19 protein-coding genes are annotated in these 18,125 nt (G+C 53.4%); 8 read left to right on the top strand and 11 right to left on the bottom strand.

Features of this window, described 5'->3' with window-relative positions; all coding sequences use genetic code 11:
• Positions 1–53: 53 nt before the first annotated feature.
• The 4 genes from potF to nfsA form a co-directional block, all read right to left on the bottom strand.
• Complete coding sequence (gene potF / locus EDF81_RS09090; protein ID WP_123347830.1) at positions 54–1,166, bottom strand: spermidine/putrescine ABC transporter substrate-binding protein PotF; 1,113 nt, start codon at positions 1,164–1,166, stop codon at positions 54–56.
• A 348-nt stretch (positions 1,167–1,514) separates the two neighbouring features.
• On the bottom strand, positions 1,515–1,994 hold the full coding sequence (locus EDF81_RS09095) for a YbjN domain-containing protein (protein ID WP_123347831.1): 480 nt from the start codon (positions 1,992–1,994) through the stop codon (positions 1,515–1,517).
• A gap of 87 nt (positions 1,995–2,081) precedes the next feature.
• Positions 2,082–2,984, bottom strand: a complete 903-nt coding sequence (gene rimK, locus EDF81_RS09100; protein WP_123347832.1) for a 30S ribosomal protein S6--L-glutamate ligase — start codon at positions 2,982–2,984, stop codon at positions 2,082–2,084.
• Positions 2,985–3,074: 90 nt separating this feature from the next.
• On the bottom strand, positions 3,075–3,797 hold the full coding sequence (nfsA, locus tag EDF81_RS09105) for an oxygen-insensitive NADPH nitroreductase (protein ID WP_123347833.1): 723 nt from the start codon (positions 3,795–3,797) through the stop codon (positions 3,075–3,077).
• A gap of 165 nt (positions 3,798–3,962) precedes the next feature.
• Between nfsA and EDF81_RS09110 the strand changes: the two genes are divergently transcribed.
• Positions 3,963–4,226, top strand: a complete 264-nt coding sequence (locus EDF81_RS09110) for a GrxA family glutaredoxin (protein WP_123347834.1) — start codon at positions 3,963–3,965, stop codon at positions 4,224–4,226.
• Between the two features lie 17 nt (positions 4,227–4,243).
• Here EDF81_RS09110 and ybjM read toward each other — a convergent pair whose 3' ends face one another.
• A complete protein-coding gene (gene ybjM / locus EDF81_RS09115) occupies positions 4,244–4,606 on the bottom strand; it encodes an inner membrane protein YbjM (protein WP_260232691.1) in 363 nt (120 codons plus the stop codon).
• A 268-nt stretch (positions 4,607–4,874) separates the two neighbouring features.
• On the opposite strand from ybjM, the gene EDF81_RS09120 reads away from it, so the two are divergent.
• The gene (locus tag EDF81_RS09120) at positions 4,875–6,560 is read left to right on the top strand and encodes an aspartate:alanine antiporter (RefSeq protein WP_123347836.1); all 1,686 of its coding nucleotides are present in this window, start codon (positions 4,875–4,877) and stop codon (positions 6,558–6,560) included.
• A gap of 238 nt (positions 6,561–6,798) precedes the next feature.
• Here EDF81_RS09120 and EDF81_RS09125 read toward each other — a convergent pair whose 3' ends face one another.
• On the bottom strand, positions 6,799–7,602 hold the full coding sequence (locus EDF81_RS09125) for an FRG domain-containing protein (protein WP_123347837.1): 804 nt from the start codon (positions 7,600–7,602) through the stop codon (positions 6,799–6,801).
• A gap of 384 nt (positions 7,603–7,986) precedes the next feature.
• Between EDF81_RS09125 and EDF81_RS09130 the strand changes: the two genes are divergently transcribed.
• A complete protein-coding gene (locus tag EDF81_RS09130) occupies positions 7,987–9,252 on the top strand; it encodes a HEPN domain-containing protein (protein ID WP_123362938.1) in 1,266 nt (421 codons plus the stop codon).
• A gap of 398 nt (positions 9,253–9,650) precedes the next feature.
• Here the strand turns inward: EDF81_RS09130 and EDF81_RS09140 are convergent, their stop codons facing one another.
• The gene (locus tag EDF81_RS09140) at positions 9,651–9,905 is read right to left on the bottom strand and encodes a hypothetical protein (RefSeq protein ID WP_123347840.1); all 255 of its coding nucleotides are present in this window, start codon (positions 9,903–9,905) and stop codon (positions 9,651–9,653) included.
• A gap of 207 nt (positions 9,906–10,112) precedes the next feature.
• Between EDF81_RS09140 and EDF81_RS09145 the strand changes: the two genes are divergently transcribed.
• Positions 10,113–10,709, top strand: a complete 597-nt coding sequence (locus tag EDF81_RS09145) for a hypothetical protein (protein WP_123347841.1) — start codon at positions 10,113–10,115, stop codon at positions 10,707–10,709.
• 45 nt (positions 10,710–10,754) lie between these two features.
• Here the strand turns inward: EDF81_RS09145 and EDF81_RS09150 are convergent, their stop codons facing one another.
• Positions 10,755–11,306: a TetR/AcrR family transcriptional regulator gene (locus EDF81_RS09150; protein ID WP_123347842.1), complete on the bottom strand. Its 552-nt coding sequence runs from the start codon at positions 11,304–11,306 to the stop codon at positions 10,755–10,757.
• An 83-nt stretch (positions 11,307–11,389) separates the two neighbouring features.
• On the opposite strand from EDF81_RS09150, the gene EDF81_RS09155 reads away from it, so the two are divergent.
• The 3 genes from EDF81_RS09155 (at position 11,390) to deoR (ending at position 14,290) form a co-directional block, all read left to right on the top strand.
• Entirely contained in the window at positions 11,390–12,604 is a 1,215-nt protein-coding gene (locus EDF81_RS09155; protein ID WP_123347843.1) for an MFS transporter, read from the top strand.
• A 223-nt stretch (positions 12,605–12,827) separates the two neighbouring features.
• Positions 12,828–13,436: an undecaprenyl-diphosphate phosphatase gene (gene ybjG, locus EDF81_RS09160; protein WP_123347844.1), complete on the top strand. Its 609-nt coding sequence runs from the start codon at positions 12,828–12,830 to the stop codon at positions 13,434–13,436.
• Between the two features lie 77 nt (positions 13,437–13,513).
• Positions 13,514–14,290: a DNA-binding transcriptional repressor DeoR gene (gene deoR / locus EDF81_RS09165; RefSeq protein ID WP_123347845.1), complete on the top strand. Its 777-nt coding sequence runs from the start codon at positions 13,514–13,516 to the stop codon at positions 14,288–14,290.
• On the opposite strand, the gene dacC is transcribed toward deoR, so the two are convergent.
• The gene (gene dacC, locus EDF81_RS09170) at positions 14,285–15,505 is read right to left on the bottom strand and encodes a serine-type D-Ala-D-Ala carboxypeptidase (protein WP_123347846.1); all 1,221 of its coding nucleotides are present in this window, start codon (positions 15,503–15,505) and stop codon (positions 14,285–14,287) included. The two genes, deoR and dacC, sit on opposite strands and share 6 nt — an antisense overlap.
• A 224-nt stretch (positions 15,506–15,729) precedes the next feature.
• Here dacC and EDF81_RS09175 point away from each other — a divergent pair, with 224 nt between their 5' ends.
• Positions 15,730–16,356, top strand: coding sequence for a glutathione S-transferase family protein (locus tag EDF81_RS09175; RefSeq protein ID WP_123347847.1), 627 nt, complete (start codon positions 15,730–15,732; stop codon positions 16,354–16,356).
• 34 nt (positions 16,357–16,390) lie between these two features.
• Here EDF81_RS09175 and EDF81_RS09180 read toward each other — a convergent pair whose 3' ends face one another.
• Together EDF81_RS09180 and EDF81_RS09185 are read right to left on the bottom strand one after the other, a co-directional pair.
• A complete protein-coding gene (locus EDF81_RS09180; protein ID WP_123347848.1) occupies positions 16,391–17,503 on the bottom strand; it encodes a PQQ-dependent sugar dehydrogenase in 1,113 nt (370 codons plus the stop codon).
• Positions 17,504–17,617: 114 nt separating this feature from the next.
• Positions 17,618–18,001: a biofilm formation regulator BssR gene (locus EDF81_RS09185; protein ID WP_123347849.1), complete on the bottom strand. Its 384-nt coding sequence runs from the start codon at positions 17,999–18,001 to the stop codon at positions 17,618–17,620.
• Between the last annotated feature and the right edge of the window lie 124 nt (positions 18,002–18,125).

Below are 18,125 nucleotides of genomic sequence, written 5' to 3' on the forward strand. Positions count from 1 at the left end.
TATTGGGGCAGCTGCACTGCCCCGGTGCAGTCCATTCAACGCAGGGCGTTGATTTATTTACCGCTCTTCACTTTGGTCCAGGCACGCGTTCTGACGCGGTCGATTTTCGGCTCCTGCACGGTCAGCGTAAAGAGTTTGGCGTAAACATCCGGCGGCGGGAAAATGCCCGGGTTATTACGCACTTCTTCCTTAATCAGCGGTACCGACGCTTTGTTGCCGTTGGCGTAGTAGACATAGTCGCTGATATGGGCCATGACATCCGGGCGCATCAGGTAGTTAAGGAAGGCATAGGCTTCCTCTTTGTTTTTCGCATCTTTCGGCATGGCGAAGACGTCGAAGAACGCCAGCGCGCCCTGCTGCGGAATGGTGTAGGAGATATTGACGCCGTTTTTCGCCTCTTTAGCGCGGTTCGCCGCCTGCCAGACATCCCCGGCCCAGCCGATCGCCACGCAGATATCGCCGTTGGCCAGATCGTTAATGTACTGGGAAGAGTGGAAGTAGCGGATATTCGGGCGCAGTTTCAGCAACAGATCCGTCGCCGGGCCGGTGTAGTCAGCCGCATTGGTACTGTTCGGATCTTTGCCAAGATAGTTCAGAACGGTGGCGAAGATCTCTTCCGGGGCATCGAGGAAGGAGACGCCGCAGCTTTTCAGTTTTTCCAGGTTTTCCGGCTTCATGACCAGATCCCAGTTGTCCAGCGGCACGTCTTTGCCCAGCGCGGCTTTAACTTTATCGACGTTAAAGCCAATACCGGTGGTGGCCCACAGATACGGGAATGCATACTGGTTATCGGGGTCGTGCTTCGCTATCAGCTTTAAAATTTCCGGATCGAGGTTCTTCCAGTTCGGCAGCTTGCTCTTATCCAGCGGCTGGAACACACCGGCGGCCAGCTGACGTTCAAGGAAGCTGGCAGAAGGCACCACCAGGTCAAAACCGGTACTGCCGGCCATCAGCTTGCCTTCCAGCACTTCGTTAGAATCGAAGACGTCATAGACGACTTTAATTCCGGTCTCTTTCTCGAAATTGGCGACCGTTTCCGGCGCAATATAATCAGACCAGTTATAAACGTGCAGCGTCTTTTGTTCAGCAGCGAGCGTGCTTGCAGAAATAGCCATTAGCGCACCTGTCACCAGGCCCGATAACCATTTTTTATTCATGTCACTTATCCTTCTTAACGGTCATTCAGAAAAAGAACCCACCAGAGATCGTACCCGGAGCGTAAGATATGCAAGAAGCGTGCATACTTTTTCATTGTGAGAAGAAAAAGAGACAGGCCTCTCCTTCTGCAGTCACCGGCTCGCAAAAGCATCGCAAGAATAACTGTAGCTAAGAGTCCCGGCTATAGGCCAGATTAAAAAACGCGATTTATCAATTTTTTATGCAGTATGTGTCTATGTGATAAGCCGAAACCGGCAGGATGCCGGTGAATGCTGCTGACTTAAAGGCTGAACAACCAGATAATATCGTGAGATACGCAGTCGTGATGGCAGCGACTGCGCTATTGGGCGGCAAGCTTAGTGAAGAAAATGGTGCTGAGCGTTGTTTTTTTGCGCATCGTCGTCTTCAGCATTAAACAGCAGCTGATGCGCACCGGCTTCGAGGATCACCATGGAGATCTGCTCTTCGCTCTGCTGCATAAACCAGGAGAACTGCTCGAAGGTCGCCCCGGCGGCCACCGGGAAAGACTGGCACACCACCAGCTTCGGCAGGTTATCATCCTGAATATCGAGGAAGGCCTTCACCGTCAGCGAGCTGGCGTTAATCGCCGAGAGATCGCACGCCAGAGGCAGCAGCGCGGAAGGCTTCACCTCGGCAAGCGCGGTGAACAAAATAATATTGTCGATAATATCGATTTTGGCATCAAAGACGCCGTCAATATTCTGCATATGCGGCAGGTGTAACGCCTGGCAGCTATCACACTCGAAAAAGTTAATAGCCAGTTCGTCGAGCCATTGACGTAGCGTATCCAGACCCGGAACGACGAGTGAATCCATGTGCGTGCGACCTCTTGCAATAAAATTTCAGCGCCATAGCTTACGCAAAAAGCCGACGGCATACCATGACCGACAGTGAAAATGACACTATCCGCCGGTTTTCAGACAAAACCCCGGCGTTGCCTGACGTTCAATCCACGCAATCATCCGCCCGGCAATATCGATCCCGGTGGTCTTTTCAATCCCTTCCAGACCCGGCGAGGCGTTGACTTCCATCACCAGCGGGCCGCGGGTAGCGCGCAGAATATCGACCCCGGCCACGTCCAGCTCCAGGGTTCGGGCCGCTTTGATGGCGATGTCGCGCTCTTCCGGGGTGATCGCCGCGTTAACCGCCACGCCGCCCCGATGCAGGTTGGAGCGAAAATCGCCCTCCTTCGCCCGTCGCTCAATGGCAGCCACCACTTCATCGCCCACCACCAGGCAGCGAATATCGCGCCCTTTGGCCTCTTCGATATACTCCTGGACCAGAATATGCGCGTTCAGCCCGCGAAAGGCGTCAATCACGCTTTCCGCCGCCTGCCGCGTTTCGGCCAGTACCACGCCGATACCCTGGGTGCCTTCCACCAGTTTAACCACCAGCGGCGCACCGCCGACCATGCGGATGAGATCGCTGGTATCGTCGGGAGAGTGTGCAATCCCGGTGATCGGCAAATCAATGCCCTGGCGCGCCAGCAGCTGCAGGGAACGCAGCTTGTCGCGGGCGCGGGTAATGGCAACGGATTCATTGAGCGGATAGCTGCCCAGCAGCTCAAACTGACGCAGGGCGGCGGTGCCATAGAAGGTAATGGCCGAGCCGATACGCGGGATCACCGCGTCAAAATGGGGAAGCTGACGCCCTTTATAGTGGATTGAAGAATCCGCCGGGCTGATATTCATATAGCAGGAAAGCGGGTCGAGGATCTCGACCTGGTGACCACGGAACGTGGCCGCCTCGCGAAGACGTTTACACGAATAGAGCGTTCCGTCCCGGGACAAAATGGCAATCTTCACCCTGTACCTCTCTGAAAGATATCGCTGCCTGAGCCGATGGCATCAAAAGCCTGCGTATCATACACGCAGGCCGGTACGGGATGAACGTCTTTAGCGCGTTGCCCATCCCTGTTTATGCAAATAATCCAGTATAAAGGGTCGGTTCTCTTTAATAATGGTCCGGCGAATATGATCGCTCCAGGTATCGCGACGGGTATTGCTGCCCCGGCTAAGATAATACTCCGCCAGCTGCTCGTCATACTCTGCCAGCGCGGCCTCATTCAGCGGCTGATAACGATTTTCATGCACCACCATGGAGGCCGGCAGGCGCGGCTTGATATCCGGCTCATCGGCAGGCCAGCCCAGGCACAGACCAAACAGCGGCAGTACGTGCTTCGGCAGTTCCAGTAAATTGCCCACCGCCTCAATATTGTTACGGATCCCGCCGATATAGACCCCGCCCAGCCCCAGGGATTCGGCGGCAACCAGCGCATTCTGCCCCATAATGGCTGTATCCACGCATCCCAGCAAAAGTTGTTCGGCCAGCCCCAGCTGCGCGTCGGGGCTGATCTGCAGATGACGATTAAAATCAGCGCAGAAGATCCAGAACTCCGCGGCCTGGGCTACGTGCTGCTGCCCGCCGCTCAGGGTAACCAGCTGCTGGCGCGTCTCGTTGTCGGTGATACGGATAATGGCGCTGCACTGTAAAAAGCTGGAGCTGGAGGCGGACTGGGCGCTGGCGATAATCGCCTCGCGCTGTTCATCGCTAATCGGCTGGTCGGTAAAGTGGCGAATGGAGCGGTGGCCTCGCAGAAGCGCAATGGTCGGCGTCATGTCGGTATCCTGTCTGAAAATAATACGGGTGTTTCCGGTAAACCAGGGACCCAGTATAGCCTGAGGATATCAAACCAAAAGGTACAACCTGCTTTCCAGCACGAGTCGTTAACGGCATCATAAGCGCCATTCGCCGTCAGGCTTACTTCTCTTTAAGGAATAACCATGTTTACTGTAATTTTTGGTCGCCCGGGCTGCCCATACTGTGTACGCGCTAAAGAGCTGGCAGAAAAACTGACTAACGAGCGTGATGACTTTAACTTCCGCTATATCGATATTCACGCGGAAGGTATCACCAAAGCCGATCTGGAAAAAACCGTGGGTAAACCGGTTGAGACCGTGCCGCAGATCTTCGTTGACCAGCAGCACATTGGCGGTTTTACCGATTTTGAAGCCTGGGCAAAAGAGACGCTGGGCCTCTACGCATAAGATGAGATGAGAAGGCGCTACCGGCGCCTTCTGCGCTTACCGTGCAGCAGCGCGCTGATAAACAACGCGCCCAGACCGCACCAGAATACCGCGCTGAACAGCCAGGCCAGATCCTGCCAGAATGAGCGGGGAGTGATAAAAATCAGCCGGACAAGCAGCAGGCTACAGGCGGCGGCCAGCACCGCACCCAGCAGCGGACGCAGCACCCGACTGGGTCTCGACACATAGCTGGCGATAGCGCCGGGCAGCGTGAAAAAGAGCAGCCCGATATCAGGATCGCCCGCGACCGACGAGGTGCTATGCGTATTCAGCACCACGATCAGCGTAATAAACAGAACAAAGCAGCAGACTTCGCCGACCCCAATACGCCCAGAGTTCACATCATCCTCCTGATATTTCTCTATCAAACTCTCGTTTTGCCCTTCCGGACACCCGTAAGATAAAGCCTGTGGCATTCCATGCCGAATTACCCATGAGATCTCAATGGATTGTGACTAGCCGTGGCATCCAGGAAGGATTAAACTACGGCCTGTTTTTTCTGTTTTAAGCTCTTATGAAGAATTCGGAATTTTCTTCAGAACAGGTCAAACATTAGCGCAAATAACCATTTCTTTCAATAAGTTACTAGTAAACAAGAAGTTAGCTTACGTGAATATAAACGTCGCAGATTTGTTAAACGGGAATTACATCCTGTTATTATTTGTGGTGCTGGCCCTCGGCCTTTGCCTGGGTAAATTACGGCTTGGTTCAGTCCAACTCGGTAATTCTATTGGCGTTTTAGTGGTTTCACTATTATTAGGCCAGCAGCATTTCAGCATTAACACCGACGCCCTGAATCTCGGTTTTATGCTGTTTATTTTTTGTGTCGGCGTCGAAGCCGGCCCGAACTTTTTTTCAATTTTCTTTCGCGACGGCAAAAATTACCTGATGCTGGCGCTGGTGATGGTGGGCAGCGCCCTGCTGATTGCCCTCGGTTTAGGGAAGTTCTTCGGCTGGGATATTGGCCTCACCGCCGGGATGCTGGCCGGGTCGATGACCTCCACGCCGGTGCTGGTTGGCGCGGGCGATACGCTACGCCATTCGGGGATGACCGGCAGCGAGCTGGCGTCGGCCCTTGACCATCTTAGCCTCGGCTACGCCCTGACCTATCTGATCGGTCTGGTCAGCCTGATTGTGGGCGCACGCTATATGCCGAAGCTCCAGCATCAGGATCTGCAGACCAGCGCCCAGCAGATCGCCCGCGAGCGCGGCCTGGACGCCGACTCCCAGCGTAAAGTGTATCTCCCGGTGATCCGCGCCTATCGCGTCGGCCAGGAGCTGGTGGCCTGGGCCGACGGCAAAAATCTGCGTGAGCTGGGCATTTATCGCCAGACCGGCTGCTATATCGAGCGTATTCGCCGTAACGGCATTCTGGCTAACCCGGACGGGGATGCAGTTCTGCAGGTCGGGGATGAAATCGCCCTCGTCGGCTACCCGGACGCCCACGCCCGCCTCGACCCGAGCTTCCGCAACGGCAAAGAGGTCTTCGACCGCGATCTGCTGGATATGCGTATCGTCACCGAAGAGGTGGTGGTTAAAAATCACAACGTGGTGGGCCGTCGCCTGGCGCAGATCAAGCTGACCGACCACGGCTGTTTCCTTAACCGCGTGATCCGCAGCCAGATTGAGATGCCTATCGACGACAATATCGTGCTGAATAAAGGCGACGTGCTCCAGGTCAGCGGCGATGCACGACGGGTGAAGGCTATCGCCGATCGCATCGGCTTTATCTCTATTCATAGCCAGGTCACCGACCTGCTCGCCTTCTGCGCCTTCTTTATTGTGGGCCTGATGATCGGCATGATCACCTTCCAGTTCAGCTCCTTTAGCTTCGGTATCGGCAACGCGGCGGGCCTGCTGTTCGCCGGGATCATGCTCGGCTTCCTGCGCGCCAACCACCCGACCTTCGGCTATATCCCTCAGGGCGCGCTGAATATGGTGAAAGAGTTTGGTCTGATGGTCTTTATGGCGGGCGTCGGCCTCAGCGCCGGTAGCGGCATCGGCAACAACCTCGGCGCCGTCGGCGGCCAGATGCTGGTCGCAGGGCTCATCGTCAGCCTGGTGCCGGTGGTGATCTGCTTCCTGTTCGGCGCCTACGTCCTGCGTATGAACCGCGCCCTGCTCTTCGGCGCGATGATGGGCGCCCGTACCTGCGCCCCGGCCATGGAGATTATCAGCGACACCGCCCGCAGCAATATCCCGGCGCTGGGCTATGCCGGCACCTACGCCATCGCCAACGTGCTGCTGACGCTTGCGGGTACGCTGATCATCATTATCTGGCCTGGCCTGGGATAAATCTGAAGATGGCCCGCTAACGGAAATTTTTTGCATCATTCGCAGAACTTTTCACCGGGCCCGCAGTCATAATTTATGCCACTGCTTTTCTTTGATGTCCCCATTTTGTGGAGCCCATCAACCCCGCCAAATTTGGTTCAAGGTTGATGGGTTTTTTGTTTGCCTTAAACTTAAACATAATATAATCAATAAATTACATCAAAACCCAGAGACTAAATGGCGGCTGAAAAACGCTTAGCTACCAGCGCTCGTTACTATGGCTTTCAAAACTAACGCTGTTGGCATAACAAAAACCATCAATATCAGGGAAAAGAGTGAACTGTCTGATATCAAAAACATTCTCCAGCAAGACCAAACATTGCTTTTTCAGTTCAGGCGTAATGGCAATCATATTGAGATGATTTGGGTTTTCACATAAAACCAAGCTGCCAGTCCGAACATCGGTGACTCTGCTATAAAGGAATTGTGCACTCTGAGCTGCGATCCTTCTCGTCACAACAGGAGGCTGCCAGAGTCTCGGAAAATTCTCCAACTCGTCGTCGACCTTAGGGTCTCCTGAGCCAAATAACTCATTGTATGTACGAAGTTCAGGTCTTCCTTCGAAACCACTGACTCCTGCCCAGTACATTCCGAACAACAGTCCAGTTTTGTCTCGCTCAGAATTACAGGCAAACCACAAGGCTACAAGCATGTTTCTTGAAAAATCTACCAATCGGGTTGCCGCACCATGATGTTGAAGCTTTGCCAGAAGCTCAAAGTCAGCCAATACACGGCCATTTTCGTACTGGTAGCCTTGATGCTTAGCGTTTAACAGAAGTTCCCTCTCGTAGTCGCGCATAGTCATTTCTGAAGGAGTGAAGACTTTATCCTTTTCTAAGCGCCTGTAAGCAGAGCTATGAATTGGCCAGGCGATACTGCCCTGTCCTCTCCATAGGAAGATGTTTTTTGTTTCGCATTCACCTAAAGAAGCAAGTTCGATAACTTGCCAAAACTCATCTGGTGCGACTACAGGGCCAAATAATTCCGTTTCAACTATTTTCATTTGTATCCATGACTCCCTTTGCCCTTGATTAAGGTAACGAAAAAACTTTATGCGCTTAGAGTACAGCAAGCAATGAAAAACCCATCAGTCAACATGTCGTTGATCATGTCGACAGGGGCGCCAGTGAATTTGCGGCTCACGATAACGTTCAATTGTGACCTGTAGCGTATTCTGAGTGATTGAAATTTTTGGCCCCATGGTGCAACATTATTTCTCATGGCGAGCCATTTTTGGTGGGTAGTAATAAAACCGCCAAAAGAACATGTTGAGTTCAGTGCCAGGATCATCATTAGAATCTGTCAATGCAATTTTGATTTTTTTCGAGATCTTATGAATTTCAACATTGGTTTATTCATTAACATTTTTAAATAAAGTGATTTATTTATGAGCAAAAAAAGTATCATGCCCAAATGTGATGTAGAAATGCTTTTTATTATTAATAAAAACGCTATGATAGGTAAATCTCCTGATTCTTTCATTAAAATTCTCGAATCTACCGATGAATTCAAAATCAGCGACGACTGCTTAATATTTAACGACGTTGATTTTAAATTCCATATATCAGAATATGATAATAAAAAAGACTCTTTGTTTATAAAAATCTCACTGGAGAATACCAATCAAAATAATCTCGTAACTTTTTCAAAGGTTATACGCACATTTCGTAAGGTGTCCAGTGAATGTAAAATTGGTCAAATTCAACTCATCTGGGATGACATTAGTAAATACTACAGTATTCAAGCATACCCACTTATTCATGAAGTTGAAAATCTAATGCGTAAGCTTATTACAAAATTCATGTTGCTTAACGTTGGTGTATCATGGACAAAAACATCCATCCCGGAAGAGTTTACTAGTTTGAGATCTAGCACAAAATTACCTGAAGATCATAATATGATGTATCAGGTTGATTTCATCCAGTTAACAAATTTTTTATTTAAAGCCTACAAAGAAATAGATATCAGCGAGTTAATAAAAAAAATATCACCATTGGAATTCAATGAATTAAACCAAGAAACCTTTGATGAATTAAAAAGAATAGTTCCTCAATCCAACTGGGATAAATATTTTGCTCCTCATATAGAAGCACAACAGAAAAAGATAACTGAAAGTTGGGAGAAACTTTATGAGTACAGATGCAAAATCGCTCATAACCGAGACTTCTCAAAAGCAGACTTTGATGAAACATCACGACTAATAAATGAAATCTCACCAATACTAAAAAAGGCGATTGAAAAGACAGAATCTATAAATATCAAAGAAACAGATAAAAATGAGTTAGCAGATCAGTTTGAAGATAATTTTTTCAAAGAAGATAAAACTGACAAGCAAATATTTTGCGAAGCCGTTTACAAACTTTACCTGGAAATTAAAAATTTGTATCTTACAGTATATGACAATGACATTAAAAAAGGAGATCCTGTATCAAGAATTATAAATCAAGTATTTGAATTTATTATTCCCGATGAAAAATACGGTGCACAAGATGTTATGAGCCTCATAAGTATCGTGGCTAAAGAAGGGAGCATTAATAAAATTGACAACTTTGAACTAAATAATCTAACAAAAACATGCCTGGACATAAGAAATATAGTTAGCGATAAGATCATACAAATAGAAATCAGCAAAGATGACGCAGATGAATATTAACTTGCAGGTTCTGTTTATATGCGCAGTTAATTTTATTTTTTCAATATGGAAGATTTTTATTGATGTATGGAACTCAACACAACGAAACCGATTTGCAAGATGCTGTACGAGAACACCATTGCCTTAGACAACTTCAGGATTCTTTATTGACTGCTACTTCGCCCATAGCGGAAACCTACATGATGTTTCCAATTGAACAACTCATCCAGGTTCAGCATCATACGTTCACAACGCGCTTTATGGTGTCGGGCGAGAATATTCTCGCCCTGTAGAAAATCCTGAGCCATCACATAAAACGAGTATGTGCAACCACTTACCTGGCTCCTGGATAAGCCTGAAAAAAACCAGTTATCCTTCAAAGTTGCGATAGTCAATAGCATGACTGAACAGTTCATGGCTTATGCCGTTTCAATCGCGTACAGCAATTCAACCAAATCCACAGCCTTTACATCATCCCAACGCAAATAACTTTCTAAAGAACTTGTTCCTGAATCCCGGCCCAAAACTCGCTGGCAGATAGCCTGATGATCGGCGGATGCGGAAACCCACACGGCCCCACCCTGCTGGCAAAGGTAGGTAGAACCTTTTAACCCATCCCGCTGAATGCGTTTCTTCCAGGTATCCACCTGCTGTGTCGTCACTTTTAAACTCATCGTTACCCCTTAGTCACTCAAGCCATTTCGGATGATGACCTATAAAATATCAGGAATAAATTAGCGTGGATAATTAAACGACTGATAAAAATCACTGTGCCGTAACGATCAGATCAACCCCGAATCACCCGGGCTTTAGCCATGACATCCCTTCCCCCTGATGTATAATCCCTAATAAATTCAATCTTCAACTCGACAGGGCCGCCGATGATCCAGATTGTTCTCTTCCTTATCGCCGTAACGCTGGCCATTTTTATCTGGCGTCAGCTGGGGCAGCATAAAGACACGGTGCTACGCGTGGCGCTGATCGCCTTTACGGTTATCGCCGTGATTATTGCCGCTATCCTGGGCTGGTCGCGCTATAGCGCCTGGCAGAATACGCAGAAAAGCCATCAGGATATTGTCGCTTTCTTCGAGGCTTACGATAGCTGGGCCGATAACGCGGCAAGGCAGGCCGGGGAGACGGAGTTGAGTCTGAGCCAGCTGGAAGGCTATGCCCGGGATTTGGCGGCGGCGCGGGGGCACTCTTACTGGTATTCAAACCGGGCGCTGCTGAAAAATGCGCAGGGCGAGCCGCAGGTTAACGACACCGCCGTGATGGCGCTGGAGAAACCATTAGACGGGATTCGCGATATTAAAATCAGCTATAACCGCGGGCTGGCGAGCCATCTTGCGGACAGTGCGGTGCGCTATGGCTATCGCGGCGGCTGGCTGGTGAAGATTTACACGCTGGATATGCGTCAGGAGTGGGATAAGAAGCGTCATCGTTGGGTGGCGGCCCAAAAAACTCAGGGCATAAATTAACCGTTTTTACGTCTGCCGCGCAGGTCCAGCGGCAGACGTCTCTTCTCAGGCCTCTTTCTCCCCCGCAATCCTCCCCACCATCTTCCTCAGTTCTCCCCGCGAAAGCGGCTGGCGGTCGGTCACAAAGTGCAGGGTCATCCCTTCGATAAAGGCGTCGAGCGCACGCGCCGTGACGGGATCGAACCACTGGGCCAGCGTCTGCTGGCTGCTGGTCATCCAGTCCTGCATGACCTCGCGCAGGGAGGGTTTGCAGCTCATAAAGGCGTAGAGCTGGTACATCAGGCCCATATTGCGGGCGGTGGTGATTCGGGCGCTGAAAATCAGTTCGGTGAGACTGTCGCAGGCCTGATCTGGCGTGCTGACATCATCGAAAAAAGCCTGGTACTGGACCGACATATCACGGGTGAACTCGCGCAGGGTCTCTTCCACCAGGGCATCGATCCCCGAAAAATAGTAGGTCATCGAGCCGAGGGGCACATCGGCGCAGGCGGCTATCTTGCGATGTGTCACCGCGGTAATGCCGTGCTCGGCGATGGTGTCCAGGGTTGCCTGGAGGATCCTTTCCCGGCGCTGCGGGTCGTTGGGTCGTCGGGCCATAATTAATCTCTCACATCAGTTATGTACAAATGTACACAACCTTGCTACCGTTGTCAGCAAACAACTTCCCGTGGTGCCAGTAAATGACAGCTGTATCGCATCGTAAAGCCCTGCGTCTGCGGACCTGGGCGCTTTTTATGTTCTTCTTTATTCCAGGTATTCTGATGGCCTCCTGGGCCACCCGCACGCCCGCTATCCGCGACATCCTGTCCGTCTCGACCGCCGGTATGGGCGCAGTGCTGTTTGGTCTGTCGGTTGGATCGATGAGCGGTATTCTCTGCTCCGGCTGGCTGGTGAAGCGCTTTGGCACCCGTAAGGTGATCCGCACCGCGATGCTGAGCGCGGTCGTCGGCATGCTGGTCATGAGTACCGCTCTGTGGCTACGCTCCCCGCTGCTGTTTGCCGGTGGGCTGGCGATTTTTGGCGGCAGCTTTGGCGCGGCAGAAGTGGCGATTAACGTGGAAGGCGCGGCCGTTGAGCGCGAGATTAATAAAACCGTTCTGCCGATGATGCACGGCTTCTATAGCCTCGGCACCCTGGTCGGCGCGGGGATCGGCATGGCGCTGACCGGCTTTGGCATGAACGCAACCCTGCATGTGCTGCTGGCGGCGCTGGTGGTGATTGCCCCGATTATGATTTGTATTACCGCTATTCCGGACGGCACGGGCAAGAACGTCGCCGGTGAGGGTCAGCAGGGTGAAAAAGGTCGCCCCTTCTGGCGCGACGGTCAGCTGCTGCTGATTGGCGTGGTGGTGCTGGCGATGGCCTTTGCCGAAGGCTCGGCCAACGACTGGCTGCCGCTATTAATGGTGGATGGTCACGGCTTTAACCCGACCTCCGGCTCGCTGATCTACGCCGGGTTTACCCTGGGGATGACCGTCGGACGCTTTACCGGCGGCTGGTTTATCGACCGATATAGCCGCGTGGCGGTCGTCCGCGCCAGCGCGATCATGGGCGCGCTGGGTATCGGGCTGATTATCTTTGTCGACATCGCCTGGGTGGCCGGAGTATCGGTGATCCTGTGGGGACTGGGCGCGTCGCTGGGCTTCCCGCTGACCATTTCCGCCGCCGGAGATACCGGCCCGGATGCCGCGACCCGCGTCAGCGTGGTCGCCACTACCGGCTATCTGGCGTTTCTGGTAGGCCCGCCGCTGCTGGGCTTCCTCGGCGAGCACTACGGCCTGCGCAGCGCCATGCTGGTGGTGCTCGGAATGGTCCTGATTGCCGCTCTGGTGGCCCGTGCGGTCGCCAAACCGGCGGTGCCTTTCACGGCAGAACCGGTATCAGAGAAAAACTAGCTTCAGAGGCCCCGATTCGGGGCCTTTTTTCCCTTCTTCCTAAAAATCCCCTTTCCCTTCTGCCGTTTAAGGTTGGCTTAAGTTAAGCCTCGTAGACTTATCCCCAACGTAAAGTAAGACAAAACTGCTTTATCAATGTGTCTGACGCTTTTAAGGTGATGACACTTTTATGACAGCCATCGGCCCGGCCGACCCCATTTGTGCAGACCAAGGACTTTAAACCATGCTGGAGACGCTCAACTATTCGCTCTTCTCGCTGATTAACGCCACCCCGGATTCCCCACCCTGGCTTATCTCACTGGCGATCCTGATCGCCCGGGACCTGATTCTTGTTGCGCCTCTGGCGGCGGTTGCGCTCTGGCTGTGGGGTCCACGCGAGCAGGTCAGCGCCCAGCGGCAGCTGGTGATTAAAGTGGCTCTGGCGATGGTCGCCAGCCTGCTGGTTTCCTGGCTAATGGGTCATCTGTTTCCGCACGACCGTCCCTTTGCCGATCACGTTGGCTATAACTTCCTCCAGCATGCGGCGGACGACTCCTTCCCCAGCGATCACGGGACGGTAATCTTCACCTTTGCGCTGGCGTTCCTGTTCTGGCACCGGCTGTGGTCCGGCGCGCTGCTGATGGTCATGGCGTGCGCTATCGCCTGGTCGCGGGTCTATCTCGGCGTCCACTGGCCGATGGATATGCTGGGCGGTCTGCTGGTGGCGCTGATTGGCTGTCTGACGGCGCAGATCCTGTGGCAGGGCTTCGGTCCGGCGCTGCACCAGCGGCTGCAGCAGATTTACCGTATTTGCTTCTCCCTGCCGATCCGCAAAGGCTGGATACGTGACTAACCCGCTGTGGGCAGGTAAAATCGCCCCATCGCACCCTGCTTCGTGCAGGGTGTTTTTTTATGGTCATCAGGAGCTTTATGGAAACGCGGCGCGACGAGCGGATTGGGCAACTTCTTCAGGCGCTGAAGCGCAGCGATAAACTGCATCTTAAAGAAGCAGCCGCCCTGCTTGGCGTGTCGGAGATGACCATTCGCCGGGATCTGAACGGCCACGGCGGACCCGTCGTCCTGCTGGGCGGTTATATCGTGCTGGAGCCGCGCAGCGCCGGTCACTATCTGCTGAGCGATCAGCAAACCCGGCTGGTAGAGGAGAAGCGTGCCGCCGCCCGACTGGCCGCCGGTCTGTTACAGCCCCACCAGATGGCCTTTTTCGACTGCGGCACCACCACGCCGTGGATTATCGATGCCATCGATAACGAACTGCCGTTTACCGCCGTCTGCTACTCTCTGAACACCTTTCTGGCGTTGCAGGCTAAGCCTCTGTGTCGGGTCATTCTCTGCGGCGGCGAATTTCACGCCAGCAACGCCATTTTTAAGCCGCTGAATCTGCACGAAACCCTGAACAGCCTCAGCCCGGATATCGCCTTCTACTCGGCGGCCGGCGTCCATGCTCGCCACGGCGCAACCTGTTTTAATCTGGAGGAGCTGCCGGTCAAGCACTGGGCGATGCACCATGCGCGCTATCACGTGCTGGTGGTCGATCACAGTAAATTCGGTAAGGTCCGCCCGGCGCGGATGGGTGAGCTCAGCCGCTTTGATGCCATCGTCAGCGACTGTCAGCCTGATGAGGCTCTGCGGGAGCAGGCGGAAGCACAGAATATCCGCCTGCTTTACTCAAAGGCTCAGGGGCTATAACCAGCCGCCCGTCCACTGGTTGAGCTTCATCATGACAAAGTCCCACATCCGGCTAAAGAAACCGCCCTCTTCCACCGCTTCCATCACCACCAGCGGGCGTTGCTCAATGGATTTCCCGTTAAGCTGGAAATCAATGGTGCCAACCACCTGACCTTTGCTGAGAGGCGCTTTCAGCTGAGGTTCGGTTAAGGTGAAGCTGGCCTTCAGGTTTTTCAGCTGGCCTTTTGGAATGGTAATAGATCCGGCATCGCCCGCGCTAAGCGGAACCTCATCGCTGTCGCCAAACCAGACCCGCTGGGAAACAAAGGCGGTACCGGGTTTGATCGGCGTGACCGTATCAAAGAAGCGGAAACCCCAGGTCAGGAGTTTCTCCGACTCGTTAAAGCGGATACGGTCAGTTTTGCTGCCCAGCACCACCGAGATCAAACGCATATCGCCCTGGGTTGCCGATGCCACCAGATTGTAGCCCGCGCCCGTCGTGGTACCGGTCTTCATCCCGTCGACCTGTAAATTGCTGCTCCACAGCAGGCGGTTACGGTTAGGCTGGCGGATGTTATTGAAGGTGAACTCTTTCTCTTTGTGGATGGCGTACTCTTCCGGCACGTCGCGGATCATCGCCTGGCTCAGCAGAGCCATATCCCTTGCCGTGCTGAACTGTCCCGGCGCGTCCAGGCCGTGAACGGTTTTAAACGTTGTGCTGTTCAGCCCCAGACGTTTGGCGTAGCCGTTCATCAGGCTGACAAAGGAGTCCTGGCTCCCGGCCACGTAGTCGGCAATGGCGATACTGGCATCGTTGCCGGACTGAATTATGACCCCTTTATTGAGGTTTTCTACCGAGACCTGATCCCCGGGCTTAAGGAACATCAGGGAAGAGCCGCGCAGGGCCGGGTTGCCGGTTGCCCAGGCATCTTTGCCGACGGTGACCATATCGGTCAGGTGAATTTTTTCCGCCTTAATCGCCTGACCGACCACGTAGCTGGTCATAATTTTGGTCAGGCTGGCGGGATCGAGTTTTTCGTCGGCATTGCCTTCGGCCAGCACTTTGCCGCTGGCGTAATCCATCAGGATCCATGCGCGCGCATCAATCTCAGGCGCTGCCGGGGTTTGTTCTGCAGCCTGCAGAGCGGGAGCCGTTAATAAGAGGAGAACTGAGCCTGCCGTCAGGCTGCGGAGGGAGAAAACATTACGCATCATAAGAGCCACCCGAGTGTCCATTCAGAAGCACGCCACATTGCCGTGTCACATAAAAAGTGATTAGTAACGTACAAATGCCCGTAAAGAAACAGTGAGTTGGTAAAGTTTTTAAAGTTTAAGCAATCTGTCCCTTGCCCGCATCCGCTACGTGATTTTTTTTGTCGGGTGTTGCGCGATTGTGAAGTTTATCCCAACATAGACCGTCATTTGGCAATGTGCCCAAACTGTTTCCAGGAGAGGTGGTTATGATTACGCTTTGGGGTCGAAACAACTCGACCAACGTCAAAAAAGTCCTCTGGACGCTGGAAGAGCTCGGCGTGCCCTATACTCAAATCCTGGCCGGGCTGGAGTTCGGGCTCAACCACGATGCGGCGTATCTGGCGATGAACCCCAACGGTCTGGTGCCGCTCATGCGCGATGAAGAAACGGGCCTGGTGCTGTGGGAATCTAATACTATCGTGCGCTATCTGCTGGCGCAGTACGGGAAAGAGAGCCTGTGGATTGAGGAACCCGTCCGGCGTGCCGTCGGAGAAAAGTGGATGGACTGGGCCAATGGCAACCTCTCTCCTGCACACCGTGGGATCCTGATGGGGCTGGTAAGAACGCCGCCGGAAAAACGCGACGCGGCGGCAATTGCGGCCAGCAAGAAAGCCTGCGAAGCGCAGTTTGAAATCCTTGATAACGCCCTGGCGCAGAGCCCGTGGCTGTCAGGTGACGCCTTTGGCGCCGGTGATATTGCCGTCGCGCCCTTCGTCTATAACCTGTTCAATGCCACCGATGGCTGGACGCCACGCCCGCATCTGCAGGCGTGGTATCAGAAGCTGGCCGACCGCCCGGCATATCGAAAAGCGGTCATGATCCCGGTGACCTGACGCCGGATGCTGACAGCGCCCGGCGTCAAAGGCTTTAGCCTGCCGGGCTGACCTTCCACAGCTCACCCTTCGACTCATCGGTCAGGACGTAGAGATAGCCATCCGGGCCGACACGCACGTCGCGGATACGCTGTTTTTTATCCCCGAGAATACGCCCGTCCTCCGTGACCTTATTGCCGTTGACGCTCATCACAATCACATCCTGATCTTTTAACGCGCCGATAAACAGTTTGTTCTTCCACTGCGGGAAGGCCGTTGCGTTATAGAACGCCATGCCGCTGACCGCCGGGGACTGTTTCCAGTAGAAGATCGGCTGCTCGGTGCCTTCCACGATCCCGCCTTTCGCCTCCGGGATCGGCAGGCCGCTGTAGTTAATGCCCCAGGTCGCCAGCGGCCAGCCGTAGTTTTTGCCTTTCTCCGGGATATTGATCTCATCCCCGCCGCGCGGGCCGTGCTCGTTCAGCCACAGGGTCTGGCTCCAGGGATTCATTGCCATGCCCTGCGGATTGCGGATCCCGTATGACCAGATCTCTTCCCGTGCGCCCGCCTTGCCAACGAACGGATTATCTTCCGGCACCTTGCCCTGATCGGTGAGACGCACCACTTTGCCCTGCAGCTTATCCAGGTCCTGGGCGGTGGCGCGCTCGTTATTTTCACCGAGGGCAATATAGAGGTAGCCCTTGCCGTCAAACACCAGACGTCCGCCGAAGTGGTTGCCGGTAGAGAGCTTCGGCGTCTGGCGGAAGACCACCTGGAAATTTTCCAGTCGCTGACCGTCGTCGCTCAGTCGCCCGTAGCCCACGGCGGTACCGGCTTTATTATCCTCCCCGGCTTCGGCATAGCTCAGCCACACCCGACGCGACTCGGCAAAATCCGGGGCCAGCACCACGTCCAGCAGACCGCCCTGGCCATTAGCCCACACCTTCGGCACGCCAGCAATCGGCGCTGAGAGCCCTTTCCCCGCCTGCCAGTGATGCAGCTCCCCGCCGCGCAGGGTAATCAGCATCCCGTTATTGTCGGGTAAAAATGCCAGAGACCAGGGGTGTTCAAGATTGTCCTGCAACACCTCGACGTTGACCGTCGCCGCCTGTGCAGAAGAGAGGAAAAACAGAGAACCGAAAAACAGTGCCGTGGCTGAACGTCGCATAACAGACTCCCTTGTATGATGTGTCCGCGTTAAGGTTAGCCAGCGCGCCGGGAAGTGCATTTACTTTTACAAAAACTGAATAATGAGCAGATGGGGGAGTTGCCTCCCCCGTGCTCAGGCTGAAGTGTGTGAAGCGTTAGCATTGAGGTGCTGAATACTGGTGGTTAATACCGCCAGGCAGCGTTCAAGTTTCTCTGCGTCCACCGCCACAAACTGCGGGCAGTCGTGGCGTCCGCTCATTAAGGATACCGCCGCGGTGACCATCGCCTCCGCCGCATTGTGCAGCGCCTCCCGCTCTCTCGGCTCAGGCAGCGTACTTAGCTGCGCCCCCTGAGTGCGCATTTCCGTGCAGAGGTCAAAAAGGTTGTCGCGCAGCTCGTCACTTTCGCTGACCGTCATATAACCCTTCGCTTTTCTTAGCTGCAGATAAGCATCCAGGTCGATACAGGCATTAATCAGTTTATTCAGCAGGTTGCGTTTCAGTCGCGCAATCGACATAGCATTTTCCTCCTTTGTCATCTGTTAGCCCGATCTGATTATGGCTATTTATTGAGCAGGAAACATGCGTGAGGTCAATTATTGACCAAAGTGCAGGGTTATTTACACTGCTGCAGCAGAAAAG

The sequence above is a fragment of the Enterobacter sp. BIGb0383 genome (assembly GCF_003751845.1).
GTDB lineage: Bacteria > Pseudomonadota > Gammaproteobacteria > Enterobacterales > Enterobacteriaceae > BIGb0383.